Consider the following 12,930-nt stretch of genomic DNA (forward strand, 5'->3'; position numbering starts at 1 on the left):
ACGGCCTGGGTCCCGGCTGGACCGCAGTAGTAGCAAGGCGTGCCGCATGAAAACCTGTCTCGTGGTCGATGACTCCAAGGTGATCCGAAAGGTTGCCCGGCACATATTGGAAACGCTGGACCTTCAGGTGCGCGAGGCCGGGGACGGTCGCGAGGCGTTGGAGGCGTGCCTGGAATCGGTGCCCGACGTCATCCTGCTCGACTGGAACATGCCGGTGATGAGCGGCATGGATTTCCTGCGTGCCCTGCGCGAGGCCAATCTGCCGCAGCGTCCGCGCATCGTGTTCTGCACCACCGAAAACGGCATGGCGCATATCCGTGCGGCGATCGATGCCGGGGCGGACGAATATATCATGAAGCCGTTCGACCGCGACACGCTGGAAAGCAAGCTCCAGCTCGTCGGTATGATCTGACCCCGGCGAAGCCGATGGCGCCTGGGGATCATAGCGGCATGGTGCCGCCCGCCGCGCCAGGGGCTTTCCCCCTCGCGCGGCGTGGGGGGGCGACGCGCATCCTGATCGTCGACGATTCCGCCGTCGCGCGCGCCCTGATCGCCCGTCAGATCGAGCCGCATGCCCGGTTCGCGGTGGTCGGCGCGGTCAGTCATGTCGATGCCGCGCTCGCCTTTCTGGCGTCCGATCGCGCCGACATCATCCTGCTCGACGTCGCCATGCCGGGCATGGACGGGATCACCGCCTTGCCCAGCCTGTTGGCAGCGGGACAGGGGGCGCGGATCATCATCGTATCCTCCTCCACCCCGACCGGCGGCGCGGCGGCGGTGCAGGCGCTGGCGCACGGGGCGGCCGACACGCTGGTCAAACCCCGGCCGCAGGGGCTGTCCGACTTCGCCCAGGCCCTGCTCCACAAGCTCGACGCGCTTGCGCTGTCCGATGAGCGTGCCGCACCGCTACCCAGTGTGCCGCTGCTGCCCATCGGTCATGCCCGGCCGGAAATCATCGCGATCGGCGCGTCGACCGGCGGTATCCATGCGCTGGCCCAATTGCTGGCCCCGCTTCCCGCCACGATGACGGTGCCGATCGTCGTGACGCAGCATCTCCCGGCCTCTTTCATGCCCTTTTTCGCGGCGCAACTGACCGCCGTCGCGCGCCGTCCCTGCGACGTGGCGGAGGACCGGATGCGCGTGCGGCCCGGTCGGATCATCGTCGCGCCGGGCGATGCGCATATCACCTTCATCCCGCTGGCCGATGGCGGTGCCGCGATCCGATTGCGACACGACCGGGCGAGCAGCGGCTGCCTGCCCTCGGTCGATCCGATGTTCGCCTCCATCGCGGAGGTTTGGGGAACCCGCGCCTGGGGGATCGTCCTGACGGGCATGGGGCGCGATGGCATGGAAGGGGCGCGCGTGTTGAAGGCGGCAGGGGGTACGATCATCGCCCAGGACCGCGAAAGCTCGGTCGTATGGGGCATGCCGGGCGCGATCGTGTCCAACGATCTGGCCGACATTGTCCTGCCGCCCGGTGCGATCGGCACGATGATCATCACCGGGGCGATGGCCTGACCATGCCGGGTGCTTTCTGCCCTCCCGCCCTTGCCGAGCGTTCCGCGACGCTCCCCGCCGCATCCGGACAGGCGCTGGCCGTGCTGGCCGCCCTGCTGGAAGCGCGGACCGGGCAGCAGATCGTCAGCCATCGCTCGACGCGGGTCGATACGGTGTTGCTGCCGCTGATGCGCGAACGGCATTTCGATACGCTCGACCAGCTGGTGTCCGCCATGCTCGACGGGCGCGATGCTTCGCTGGCGGGCCGCGTGGTCGATGCGCTGGTCAATGGCGAGACATCCTTCTTCCGCGACCCGCATGTGTTCGACCATGTTCTGGCGATCGTCGCGGAGGTAGAGCGTACCGGTCGCCGGCCGCGTATCTGGAGCGCGGGCTGTTCGTCGGGGCAGGAGCCGCTGTCGATCGCGATGCTCTTTGCCGAGCGGCATCAGGCATCGGGCATGGCGGTGCCCGAAATCGTCGCGACCGACGTATCCGAAGCGGCGCTGGCCCGGGCGCGGAGCGGCTGCTTCACCCAGTTCGAGGTGCAGCGCGGCCTGCCGATCCGCCAGATGGTCCACTGGTTCGAAGGGCGGCCCGGCAACGAATGGGCCGTCCGGCCCGAATTGCTGCGGCATGTCAGCTTTCGCCAGATGAACCTGGTGTCCGACCCCGCGCCGGGCGGCCCGTTCGATCTGGTGCTGTGCCGCAACGTCATGCTCTATCTCGCCCCCGAGCCCAAGCGGCGCGCCTTCCAGACCATCTCCGACGCGATGCGGCCCTCCGCCGGACTGATCCTGGGCGCGGGCGAGACGGTGATCGGCCAGACCGACCTGTTCCAGCTCGCTCCCGTCGGGCGCGGGGTGTACGAGAAATGTGTCGCGGACGATCCCCTTCGCCGCGCATGAGGGCGTATCCTTGCGACCACGATGCCGCTAACAGGGGCGGCGAACGGAGGTCGTTCAGGAGGTTGCATGACGATCGTCGAAACGCCGTCACCCAATTTCGACGCGCGAACCCTGCCCATCACGATGATCGTATTGCACTATACGGGAATGCAGGATGCCGAGTCCGCGATCGCGCGGCTATGCGACCCGGAGGCCAAGGTATCCTGCCACTATCTCGTCACCGAGGACGGCACCGTCCTGCGCCTGGTCGATGAGGAGAACCGGGCCTGGCATGCCGGACGCTCGCACTGGCGTTCGATCGAGGACGTCAATTCGGCGAGCATCGGGATTGAGATCGTCAATCCCGGCCATGACTGGGGCTATCGTCCCTTTCCCGACGAACAGATCGCGGCGGTGATGGAACTGGTCGCCGACATCCAGAAGCGCCATGGCATCACGCGGGGCAATATCGTCGGCCATTCCGACATCGCCCCTGCCCGCAAGCGTGACCCGGGCGAGCTGTTTCCCTGGGGCGCGCTGGCCCGGCGACGTCTGGCCCTGCCGCGCCCGACCAAGAATCTGATGGACCCGATGTGGACCGAGGCGGGCTTCTGCCTGGCGCTGGAGCGGTTCGGCTATGACGTGACCGACCGGATGGCGGCGATCATGGCGTTCCAGCGGCGCTTCCGCCCCGAACTGATCGATGGAGAGATCGATGCGGAGTGCCGGATGATCCTGCTCGCGCTGTTGCTGCCCCGGCCGCAGGGGGATGACTGAGGGCGGGGCGTGGGCTTCGACTTCGCTCAGCCCGAACGGAGCGAGGGGCTGGATACCGAAATCCGTTCAGCCTGAGCGAAGTCGAAGGCCACGCCCCACCGTCCACACAAACCCCTTGCCCTCCCCACCAATCCGTCTACATCGCCCAGCAGTCAGAGGGCCGGGCGGCCGCGGCCTCGGGAAACCGGGGGCGAGGAAAGTCCGGGCTCCACGGAATAACGGTGCCGGGTAACGCCCGGCGGGGGTGACCCCAGGGACAGTGCCACAGAGAGCAGACGGCCACGGCTTCGGCCAGGTCAGGGTGAAAGGGTGCGGTAAAAGCGCACCGCGGTCCCGGTAACGGGAACGGCATGGCAAACCCCACCGGGAGCAAGACCGAATAGGGATGGCATGGCGCGCAAGCGTCGGGGCGTGTTCCCGCCCGCCATCCGGGTTGGTTGCTTGAGGCGATGTGCAAGCATCGTCCTAGAAGAATGGTCGCCCATCCGGCTTTGCGCCGGTGGACAGAACCCGGCTTACAGGCCCTCTGGCTCATTCCCATCCACCGCGCGCCGCACCGTTACGGCGCGCGCGCAGGATCGCGGATCACATCAGAACCTTGTCCGGTCGCGCCAGCGCGTCGAGATCGGTGGTCGCGTCGATTTCCAGCAGGGTTTTGATATGCCCGTCGCGAATGTCATAGACCCAGCCGTGGAGCCAGAGTTCCCGACCCGAAGCGAACGCCTTCTGGATGGTGTCGAGCCGGGCGAGGTGGCGGAGCTGCTCCATCACGTTCACCTCGACCAGCCGGTTGACCTTGGCCTCCTGGTTCGGCTGAGCGTCGATTTCGTCGCGGTGGCGGTGGAGCACGTCGCGGGCATTGGCCAGCCACTGATCGACCGGCCCCTCCGTCCCGCCGTCGAGTGTGGCGAGCACCCCGCCACAGCCATGATGGCCGCACAGGATGACGTGCCGCACTTCCAGCACGTCGACCGCATATTGCACGACCGACAACAGGTTCAGGTCGTCGTCATGGACCAGATTGGCGATGTTGCGGTGCAGGAACATGCCGCCCGGCGGCGTCATGGTCAGTTGTTCGGGCGTCACCCGGCTGTCGGAACATCCGATCCAGAGGAAGTCGGGTTTCTGCCCCGCGGTCTGGCGCTGGAAGAAGTCGGTCTTCTCCTCGAGCAGTTCGGCGGCCCAGGCCTTATTGGCGAGCAGGAGTTGCTTATATTCCCTCATGCGTAGCGCACTCCCGTCGAAGGGGCCTTGATCATCGGCGCGGTCCGTTCCGCGACGTCGCTGCGCACGATCACGTCGATCCCGCGATACTCCGCGCCTTTGATGAAGGCGTTGATGATGTCGATATTGTCGAGATCGACATAGGAGGTCGAGGACAGGTCGATCAGCAGGTTGGCGCCGTCCGGCACCTTGGCCAGCGACTTCTGCAACTCATATTTGTGGATGAAATACAGGTTGCGCCGCGCCCGGATCAGGCAGTCCTCGTCGTCGGAAGCGAAGGTCAGCGCCGGGCGGAAATTGCGCGCCACGACGAAGACGAAGCCGACGGCCAGGCCGACCAGGATGCCGATCAGCAGGTCGGTGCGCAGGATCGCCAGGATGGTGACGATGAACGGGATGAACTGGGTCCAGCCCTGTTTGTACCGCTCGGTGAACAGCTTGGGCTTGCACAGCTTGTAGCCGGTGGCGATCAGCACGGCGGCGAGCGCGGCCAGGGGGATCTGGTTCAGCACCACCGGAATCAGCGCGACCGACAGCAACAGCCAGGTGGCGTGGAGCATGGTCGACAGCTTGCTCTCCGCGCCCGCATCGACATTGGCCGAGGAGCGGACGATGACCGAGGTGACCGGCAGGCCGCCGAGCAGGCCGGAGACGATGTTGCCGCCGCCCTGCGCCATCAATTCCCAATTCTTGTCGGTCGTGCGGCGGCGCGGGTCGAGTTCGTCCACCGCCTTGACGCTGAGCAGCGATTCCAGGCTGGCGACGATGGCGAGCGTGATCGCGGTCGTCCACACCGCGCCAGTGCCGATCGCGGTGAAGTCGGGCAACTGGAACTGGCCGACGAATTCCGACGCGCTGCCCGCGACCGGCACCTGCACCAGATGCGCGCCCGCCAATTGCCATTCGGGCCGCAGCGAGCCCAGGATCATGTTGCCGACCACGCCGATCACCACGACGACCAGCGGGCCGGGCAGGAGCCGCAGCGGGCCCTGCTTGGGCTTGGCGTGATCCCACCAGAAGAGGAAGGCGAGCGAGATCGCGCCGATCAGCACCGCACCGGGGGCGATATCGCGGCTGACGCTGGCCCACAGGTCGGTGAAGGTGTTGCCGCCCGCGCGGCTGGCATATTCGAAGCTGCCCTCGAAATCGCCGTCATAGCCGATGGCATGGGGGATCTGCTTCAGGATCAGGATCAGGCCGATCGCCGCCAGCATGCCGGTGATGACGGAGGAGGGCACGAACTCGGCCAGCACGCCCGCGCGAGTCAGGGAAAAGCCGAGTTGAAGCACACCCGCCAGCGTCACGGCGAGCAGGAAGACCTGGAAACTCGGCAACCTCTCGATCGCTTCGAACACGATGACGGTCAGCCCTGCGGCGGGGCCGGATACCGACAAGGGCGATTTGGAGAGGAAGCCGACGACGAGCCCGCCGACGATCCCGGCGATCATGCCCGCGAAGGGCGGCGCGCCGGAGGCGACCGCGACGCCGAGGCAGAGCGGCAGCGCGACGAGCGCCACCACGATCGAGGCGGGCACGTCCGCTCTAGCGGTAGCCAGGAAGGAACGGTTTTGGGCCATGGCGGCTCCTGACTCGCTTGCGTCCGCATATGTCCGGTACGGACATGAATATATGATGACCGATAATTCATGAACGAGTGGCTGGCCGCGGGTCAAGCGTTTCGAAGTGCCATTTTCACAGCCGTTCCGGGAAAGCATTCGCCTCTATGCTTGCGCCCGCGCCGAAGTCGCTTAAATCGAGCGGCGTGGCGCGTTCTACTACCCGATCCAACGACTGGGGCTTTCCTCGCTGGCGCAGCTATGGCGCGGCGCGGGAGGCCAAGCCCGTGCGAATCTGCGACCGGCATGGCTGCGACCAGCCGGGCAATTGTCCCGCGCCCAAGTCGCCGAACAGCCCCGACCGCTGGTATTTCTGCGAGACCCACGCCGCCGAATATAATCGCGGCTGGGACTATTTTCAGGGTCTGAGCGCCGAGGAAGCCGCCGCGCGCGAAGCATCGGAGCGACGGACCAGCGCGGGCTATGCGCAGTCCAAGCATCAGGCCTGGGCGGGGCCGGGTGACGGTAGCCGTTCACGCGACGAAATGCGCGCGCTCGACGCGCTGGGGCTGGAGCCGGATGCCGAGTTCGACCTGATCCGCGCGACCTGGCGCGGGCTGGCCAAGGCGAACCATCCCGACATCCGCCCCAACGACCCCGAGGCGGCGACGAAGTTCCAACAGGTTCAGGCGGCCTATGAAGTGCTGCGCGCCGCCGAGGAGCGGCGGAGCTGGAAGCCCGAATGATCCGCCGCGCCAAGGTGGAGTGGGAAGCGACGGTCCTGGTTTGCGGCAAATGCTCGAAAAAGGTCGGCGGCGGGTTCGGGCCGAAGGGCAAGACGCCATTGGCCAAGGCGCTCAGGCGGATGTTCGGCAAGGGGCGCAAGGCGTCGGTCGGGGTGATCGAAACCAAGTGCCTGGGGCTGTGTCCGAAGAATGCGGTGACCTTAGTGGACGGGCGTCGGCCGGGGGAGTGGCTGGTCGTGACGCCGGATGAGGATGTCGAGGCGATCGCCGCGCGGTTGGGGCGGGGGGCTTAAGTTACGTGGGTTAGTCTCGGTGAGACTCCAAACCCTCCCCCATCCCCTCCCGCTTGCGGGAGGGGAGCGGCCAGAGGCGCGGGCAAGTCTCTTTGTCGATCGTCAGGGATGGGGCAGACGTTGCTGAAGTAGGCTCGGGTCAGCCAAGAAGCACGCCCCTCCCGCAGGCGGGAGGGGATGGGGGAGGGCAAGGTGTCTCACCGAGCCCACCCCCGAACCTCAATACCGCCCCGCCGTCTCCCGGATCAGCGCGATCATGTTGGGAATCCCCTGAGTCCGGTTGGAACTCAACTGGTTCCTCAGATCGAACGGCGCGAGTTCGCCTTCAATATCGGTCGCCAGTATTTCAGCAGGCGTCTTGTCCTGCACCGTCTTCAGGACCAGCGCGATGATCCCCTTGGTGATCGCCGCGTTCGAGTCCGCCAGGAAGTGCAGCGCCTCGCCATCCCCCTTGGTCGGATAGACCCAGACCGAAGCCGAGCACCCCCGCACCAGCGTCGCATCGGTCTTCAACGCCTCGGGCATCGGCTCCAGCGCGCGGCCCAGATCGATCAGCAGGCGATAGCGATCGTCGGCGTCGAGAAATTCATATTCGTCGCGGATTTCGGCAAGATCGGACATGGGCCCCGCGCTACCGTTGTTCGCGCGCGACGACAACCGGTCAGTCCTTGAGCAGCGCGTCCACCGATCCGCCGTTGCGCGCCAGTTCCGCGGCGACGCGGCGGCGGCCTTCATAATAGGTCAGCACCGGCGCGGTCGGGTCGAGCCTGCGGATCAGCGCCTCGTCGCCGGGGCGGATGCTGGTTTCCCCCGCGACATAGTCGGGATAGCCTTCGCGCTTCCAGGCGGGCAGGCGAAGGGCGGCCCATTCGCCGATATGGTCGGCGACCAGCCGGTGGGTCGTCTCATGCGCGATGGTGCCCGACAGCGTGCGCACCCCGCCCAGCGGTGCGCCGTTGGTCACCCGGTCCGTCGCGACCGAACTGCGGTTGAAAACCAGCGCATGGGCGAAGGGGCGGCGAAAGGCGATCGCGTTCCGCACGCCGATCGACAGCACGTCCCAGCGCCAGCCGCCATCGGTCAGCACCACCTGCCGCGACAGCCCCGTCCGGTAGAGCGGGCTCGTCGCCAGCAGCCCGTCGGCACGGGCCAGTACCCGGCCCATCGCGGCCCGGTCGATCGGCTGCTCGGACAGCACCGTGGTCGAGCCGAAATCGGCGCGATAGGGAAAGGCGAGCGCGGCGGGGACATGCACCACCCCGGCGATGACGACCGCGCCGCCACAGGCGACCCGGGCCGTCCATCGGCGAAGGCGGGCGAGGCGCGCCATGGTTACAGGTCCACCCCGGCGGCTATGGCCTCGAGCTTGCGAATGCGCTCCTTCAGATCGGCCATTTCGATCCGCGCCGCGGCAGACGTGGCGGGCGGGTAGGGCATGTCGTGGCTGCGGTCATATTCGCGGCTTTTCAGCTGCAACCATCCGCGCCACCCCGCCAGCCCGGCGGTGACGATCATCGCCAGACCGGCCAGGCCGGCGGTCGCGATGACGATATAGAGATTGGTGTCGGTCATGATCCGGGCTCCCTGTCCGTATCAACGGTTGGCTTAACGGTCGCGCAGACGCTCGATTTCGCGGTCGAGGTCGATGCTCTTGTGCTGGTCGGTGATGACGCGCTCCAGCACCTGGATGCGGTCCTTCAACTGCTGAACCTCGGCGCGGAGCGCCTGGGTGTCGCGACTGCCCTCGCCACGCAAATGCTCGATCATGTCGAGGCCGGGCGAGCGGCGATGCTTGGCCTTGAAGATGCTGGCGATCATGACGATCGCGACGATCATGACGACCATGAACTGTGAACCGGACATGGTGGTAATTCCCCTCTAAAATCTTGTGTCAGTGCTCGATGCGGGCGGGCGTTTCGCCCAGCACACGCAGGCTGTCGATTTCGTCGCTGAGCGCCAGGCCGCGATCGGTGATGATCCGCTCCAGCACCCGGACCCGCTGTTCCAGCTTTTCGGTCTGGGCCGCATATTGCGCCGCCTTTTCCGCGACCATCGAGGCTTCGGTGGCCAGCCGCTTTTCGCGGTAAGCGAACCAGGGCCGGACGAAGACGCCGCCGATGATCGCGACCAGGCCGCAGCTGATGCCCATGATCGGGATCAGAAGAGCGATATTGTTCATCCTGTCTCTCCGGGATCAGCGATCGCGCAGCGCGTCGATTTCGCGCGCGGTCCGCTCGGCGGGGTCGGTGGCGATCCGCTCCAGAACGGCGATCCGCTCTTCCAGTCGAGAGACCTGGCCGACCAGCTTCTGGTTCTCGGCGGTCAGCAATTCGACCTTGCGTTCATCGGCCATGCCGGTCTTGCCGACGGTGCCGCCCCAGTCATTGTCCAGGCTATAGCCGTGCTTCGCACGGATCCAGGTGGTGACCACCCAGCCGATCGTCGACATCGCGATCATCGCCAGGACGAAACCCGGTCCTCCCCAAGACATGATCCTTACTCCCCTTCAGATGTGGCGTTGGCCGGGCGATCAGCGCAAGCTGTCGATCTCGTCGGCCAGTTGGCGGTTGCGGCTGGTATAGTGCAGTTCGATATCGGCGAGGCGGCGGTCGATGTCGCGGAAGGTCGAGCGGACCTCGGCGGTCGAGCGGCGCGGATTGCTGCGCACGCCCTGCCAGAACTTGGCGTCCTCGTCCGACTGGTAGAGCCCGATCGGCTTGGCCGTCGCCATCCAGGCGACCAGGATGTAAGCGAGCGGAACCCAGGGCATACCCACCCCGGTGACGGTCAGCAGGACCGCGGCGATGCGGACCCACAGGACGTCGACCCCGGTATAGTCGGCGATGCCCGAGCACACGCCCTTGAACTTGGCATTCTGCTTGTCGAGATAGAATTGGGTGCGGCTGGCGGACATGTCAGTTCCTCCGATCGAGGCTGTAGTCGGTGCGGCCGAGGCGACCTTCCGGGCGCCATTCGGGCTGCGACAGGCTGGGCTTGAAGTCGGGATTGTCGGCGGCGACGATCCGTTCGACCGTGTTCAGCCGGTCCTCCAGCCGCCGGGCGAGCAGATGAAGCTCGTCGAGCAATTGCTCGTCCTCCTGCGTGATCTTCGGCGCCTGCTTCCACTTGGTCATATAGTGGAGGAACAACCATGGCAGTGCGATGAAGATCGAGACGATGGGGACGGCGATGTTGAAGAAATCCTCCATCTCACTCCCCCTTTTTCAGGCGCGCCTTGAGCGCGGCGAGTTCGGCATCCACCCGGTCGGAGGTGCGCAGTTCGGCGATTTCCTCTTCCAGCGTCTTGGGCGAGGCGCCCAGGCCCAGCGCTTCGGCGCGGCCCTCGGCCTCGTCCACCTTGCGCTCCAGCATGTCGAAGCGGCTGAACGCGTCATGCGTCTTCGACCCGTTCCACATCTCGCGCAGGCGATAGCGGTTGTTCGCGCTTTCCAGACGGGTCTGGACCGCATTCTGCTTGGTCCGCGCCTCGCGCAGCTTGTTCTGCAACTTGGCGATGTCCTCTTCCGAGGCGCGCAGCGCATCGTCGAGCACCTGGACTTCGGCCTTCAACTGGTCGGCCATGTCGGCGGCCTTCTGGCGCTCGATCAGCGCGGCCTTGGCCAGGTCCTCGCGGTCCTTGGACAGCGCCAGTTCGGCCTTTTCCGTCCAGCTTTCCTGAAGCTGGTCCAGCTTCAGGATGTGGCGGCGGATTTCCTTCTGGTCGGCGATCGTGCGGGCGGCGGAGGCGCGCACCTCGACAAGCGTCTCCTCCATTTCGAGGATGATCATGCGGATCATCTTCGCGGGGTCTTCCGCCTTGTCGAGCAGGTCGGCGAAATTGGCGGCGACGATGTCGCGGGTGCGGGAGAAAATGCCCATCGGAGACTCCTTGATGGCGGCTATTCGGGGATTATGCGGTCGGTGCCTCGATCGCCGCAACCTGGGCCGTGCTGGTGGCGACATGCGCGGGGGCGAGGGCGCCCATCAGGCAGGTGGCGCTCATCACGACGGTGCAGGCGATGGCGGCGATCTGGCGGGTCAGGTTGGTGGCGAACATGGTGGAAACTCCCTGAATTCTATGTTTCGGTCCGCTCATTGGCGGGATGTCGACAGCATTGCAGGAGCCGTGCCAACTTTAAAAATGACGTAAATACAGGCACTTATGAAATAGTTGCGATGAGCCAACGATTGCGCCCTTGCCAAGCCTTGGCAAAATCCGCCACCTGTTGGGAATGGAGCGGACGAGTCAGGTCATCGGCCAGTCGGGGGCCTTTCTGGATACGCTGGAACGCGCCAGCCGCGCCGCGGCTCTGGATCGCCCGGTGCTGGTCATCGGCGAGCGCGGGACCGGTAAGGAACTGGTCGCCGAACGCCTCCACCGGCTGAGCGGGCGGTGGGACCAGCCCCTGGTCATCATGAACTGTGCCGCGCTCCCCGAGACGCTGATCGAGGCCGAACTCTTCGGGCATGAGGCGGGCGCGTTCACCGGCGCGACCAAGGCGCGGGCGGGGCGGTTCGAGGAAGCCAATGGCGGCACGCTGTTCCTCGACGAACTGGGCACGCTGTCGATGGCGGCGCAGGACCGGCTGCTCCGCGCGGTCGAATATGGCGAGGTGACGCGGATCGGCTCGTCGCGGCCCTTGCGTGTCGATGTGCGCATCGTCGCGGCGACAAACGAGCATCTGCCCGACAAGGTCGCCGCGCACCAGTTTCGCGCCGACCTGCTCGACCGGTTGTGTTTCGAGGTCGTCACCCTGCCGCCGCTCCGCGCGCGCAAGAGCGATATCATGCTGCTCGCCAATCATTTCGGGCGGCGGATGGCGGCGGAGATCGGGTGGCAGGACTGGCCCGGCTTCGGTCCCGCCGCGACGGATGCGCTGATGGAGCATCGCTGGCCCGGCAATGTCCGCGAATTGCGCAACGTGGTCGAGCGCGCGGTCTATCGCTGGGACCGGGAAGGGCCGGTGGATGCGATCGAGATCGATCCCTTCCGCTCGCCCTATCGCCCGCAGGGCCAGTCCCCCGCCGCCGCGAAAAGCGATCAGGCCAGCGCGCCTGCTCCCATGAGCGACGGCGATGAGGTGGCGGCCTGCGATGTCGGGCCGTCCGACTTCAAATCGCGCGTCGCCCGGTTCGAGCGCGAATTGCTGACCAAGGCGCTGGCCGAGAATCGCTTCAACCAGCGGACCACGGCGGAGGCGCTGGGGCTGAGCTATGACCAGCTTCGTCACGCGCTTCGTCGCCATGATCTGATCGGAACGGTTGCGTAACCGCGTTCGGGGAGCCATTTGAGGCGTCCGGCGTTGCCACAGGCAAACCCCAAAGGAGCAATTACGATGGCTTTCGAACTGCCGCCCCTCCCGTACGACTATGATGCGCTGGAGCCGGTCATCTCCAAGGAGACGATGACCTTCCACCATGACAAGCATCATGCCGCCTACACCAACAAGCTGAACGAGGCGGTCGAGGCGGATTCGTCGCTTCAGGGCAAGTCGATCGAGGACATTCTGGCGAACATCTCGTCGGCCCCGGCGGTCGTCCGCAACAATGGCGGCGGCTATTGGAACCATGACTTCTTCTGGAAGATCATGACCAAGCCCGGCACCACCCAGCCCTCGGGCAAGCTTGCGCAAGCGATCGAGGCGTTCGGCGGTCTCGACAAGCTGAAGGACGAATTCAACACCAAGGGTGCGGGCCAGTTCGGTTCGGGTTGGGCCTGGGTCATCGCGGATGCCGAGGGCAAGCTGAAGGTCACCTCGACCCCGAACCAGGACAATCCCCTGATGGACGTCGTCGCCGACAAGGGCACGCCGATCCTGGGTAACGACGTGTGGGAGCACGCCTATTACCTGACCTATATGAACGACCGTCCGGGCTATCTGAAGGCCTGGTGGGACGTGGTGAACTGGGACGAAGCCGGTCGCCGGTACGAGGCGGCGGTCGCGTAATC

The 12,930-nt window shown here is 66.0% G+C and carries 20 protein-coding genes and 1 other RNA gene; 9 read left to right on the forward strand and 12 right to left on the reverse strand.

Annotated features, from left to right (window positions below):
* Positions 1 to 46: 46 nt before the first annotated feature.
* The 5 genes from QE379_RS08240 (at position 47) to rnpB (ending at position 3,695) form a co-directional block, all read left to right on the forward strand.
* Complete coding sequence (locus tag QE379_RS08240) at positions 47 to 412, forward strand: response regulator (protein WP_230481507.1); 366 nt, start codon at positions 47 to 49, stop codon at positions 410 to 412.
* 38 nt (positions 413 to 450) lie between these two features.
* Complete coding sequence (cheB, locus tag QE379_RS08245) at positions 451 to 1,518, forward strand: chemotaxis-specific protein-glutamate methyltransferase CheB (protein WP_306999612.1); 1,068 nt, start codon at positions 451 to 453, stop codon at positions 1,516 to 1,518.
* Between the two features lie 2 nt (positions 1,519 to 1,520).
* Positions 1,521 to 2,405 (forward strand): protein-glutamate O-methyltransferase CheR, encoded by an 885-nt coding sequence (locus QE379_RS08250; RefSeq protein WP_306999614.1) that lies wholly within the window; start codon positions 1,521 to 1,523, stop codon positions 2,403 to 2,405.
* A gap of 66 nt (positions 2,406 to 2,471) precedes the next feature.
* Positions 2,472 to 3,161 carry an N-acetylmuramoyl-L-alanine amidase gene (locus QE379_RS08255; RefSeq protein WP_267433998.1) on the forward strand — a complete coding sequence of 230 codons (690 nt, stop codon included), beginning with the start codon at positions 2,472 to 2,474 and terminating at the stop codon, positions 3,159 to 3,161.
* Between the two features lie 152 nt (positions 3,162 to 3,313).
* An RNA gene (gene rnpB, locus QE379_RS08260) (RNase P RNA component class A) lies at positions 3,314 to 3,695 on the forward strand.
* A gap of 51 nt (positions 3,696 to 3,746) precedes the next feature.
* On the opposite strand, the gene QE379_RS08265 is transcribed toward rnpB, so the two are convergent.
* A complete protein-coding gene (locus QE379_RS08265) occupies positions 3,747 to 4,385 on the reverse strand; it encodes a carbonic anhydrase (protein WP_306999617.1) in 639 nt (212 codons plus the stop codon).
* A complete protein-coding gene (locus tag QE379_RS08270) occupies positions 4,382 to 5,962 on the reverse strand; it encodes a SulP family inorganic anion transporter (protein ID WP_306999619.1) in 1,581 nt (526 codons plus the stop codon). Before QE379_RS08270 ends, QE379_RS08265 begins: the two co-directional genes overlap by 4 nt.
* A gap of 185 nt (positions 5,963 to 6,147) precedes the next feature.
* Here QE379_RS08270 and QE379_RS08275 point away from each other — a divergent pair, with 185 nt between their 5' ends.
* Complete coding sequence (locus tag QE379_RS08275) at positions 6,148 to 6,687, forward strand: J domain-containing protein (protein WP_306999621.1); 540 nt, start codon at positions 6,148 to 6,150, stop codon at positions 6,685 to 6,687.
* Positions 6,684 to 6,980 carry a (2Fe-2S) ferredoxin domain-containing protein gene (locus QE379_RS08280; protein ID WP_306999623.1) on the forward strand — a complete coding sequence of 99 codons (297 nt, stop codon included), beginning with the start codon at positions 6,684 to 6,686 and terminating at the stop codon, positions 6,978 to 6,980. Before QE379_RS08275 ends, QE379_RS08280 begins: the two co-directional genes overlap by 4 nt.
* A 219-nt stretch (positions 6,981 to 7,199) precedes the next feature.
* On the opposite strand, the gene QE379_RS08285 is transcribed toward QE379_RS08280, so the two are convergent.
* The 10 genes from QE379_RS08285 to QE379_RS08330 are packed head-to-tail and all read right to left on the reverse strand — an operon-like array spanning position 7,200 to position 11,037.
* Entirely contained in the window at positions 7,200 to 7,601 is a 402-nt protein-coding gene (locus QE379_RS08285) for a SufE family protein (protein WP_306999624.1), read from the reverse strand.
* Positions 7,602 to 7,641: 40 nt separating this feature from the next.
* On the reverse strand, positions 7,642 to 8,310 hold the full coding sequence (locus tag QE379_RS08290; protein WP_306999626.1) for a hypothetical protein: 669 nt from the start codon (positions 8,308 to 8,310) through the stop codon (positions 7,642 to 7,644).
* A gap of 2 nt (positions 8,311 to 8,312) precedes the next feature.
* Positions 8,313 to 8,552 carry a hypothetical protein gene (locus QE379_RS08295; protein ID WP_267433991.1) on the reverse strand — a complete coding sequence of 80 codons (240 nt, stop codon included), beginning with the start codon at positions 8,550 to 8,552 and terminating at the stop codon, positions 8,313 to 8,315.
* Between the two features lie 33 nt (positions 8,553 to 8,585).
* Entirely contained in the window at positions 8,586 to 8,843 is a 258-nt protein-coding gene (locus QE379_RS08300; RefSeq protein WP_306999629.1) for a hypothetical protein, read from the reverse strand.
* 28 nt (positions 8,844 to 8,871) lie between these two features.
* Entirely contained in the window at positions 8,872 to 9,159 is a 288-nt protein-coding gene (locus QE379_RS08305; RefSeq protein WP_306999631.1) for a hypothetical protein, read from the reverse strand.
* 15 nt (positions 9,160 to 9,174) lie between these two features.
* Entirely contained in the window at positions 9,175 to 9,471 is a 297-nt protein-coding gene (locus tag QE379_RS08310; protein WP_306999633.1) for a hypothetical protein, read from the reverse strand.
* A 39-nt stretch (positions 9,472 to 9,510) separates the two neighbouring features.
* Positions 9,511 to 9,894, reverse strand: coding sequence for an envelope stress response membrane protein PspC (gene pspC / locus QE379_RS08315; protein ID WP_306999635.1), 384 nt, complete (start codon positions 9,892 to 9,894; stop codon positions 9,511 to 9,513).
* 1 nt (position 9,895) lies between these two features.
* Positions 9,896 to 10,189, reverse strand: a complete 294-nt coding sequence (gene pspB, locus QE379_RS08320; RefSeq protein ID WP_306999637.1) for an envelope stress response membrane protein PspB — start codon at positions 10,187 to 10,189, stop codon at positions 9,896 to 9,898.
* Between the two features lies 1 nt (position 10,190).
* Positions 10,191 to 10,859: a phage shock protein PspA gene (gene pspA, locus QE379_RS08325; RefSeq protein ID WP_306999638.1), complete on the reverse strand. Its 669-nt coding sequence runs from the start codon at positions 10,857 to 10,859 to the stop codon at positions 10,191 to 10,193.
* Between the two features lie 31 nt (positions 10,860 to 10,890).
* On the reverse strand, positions 10,891 to 11,037 hold the full coding sequence (locus QE379_RS08330; protein WP_306999639.1) for a hypothetical protein: 147 nt from the start codon (positions 11,035 to 11,037) through the stop codon (positions 10,891 to 10,893).
* 175 nt (positions 11,038 to 11,212) lie between these two features.
* Between QE379_RS08330 and pspF the strand changes: the two genes are divergently transcribed.
* Both pspF and QE379_RS08340 read left to right on the forward strand, forming a co-directional pair.
* Positions 11,213 to 12,250, forward strand: a complete 1,038-nt coding sequence (pspF, locus tag QE379_RS08335; protein ID WP_306999640.1) for a phage shock protein operon transcriptional activator — start codon at positions 11,213 to 11,215, stop codon at positions 12,248 to 12,250.
* Between the two features lie 66 nt (positions 12,251 to 12,316).
* Positions 12,317 to 12,928, forward strand: coding sequence for a superoxide dismutase (locus QE379_RS08340; RefSeq protein ID WP_306999641.1), 612 nt, complete (start codon positions 12,317 to 12,319; stop codon positions 12,926 to 12,928).
* Positions 12,929 to 12,930 lie beyond the last annotated feature (2 nt).

This window comes from Sphingomonas sp. SORGH_AS_0879, from assembly GCF_030819175.1.
Classification (GTDB): domain Bacteria; phylum Pseudomonadota; class Alphaproteobacteria; order Sphingomonadales; family Sphingomonadaceae; genus Sphingomonas.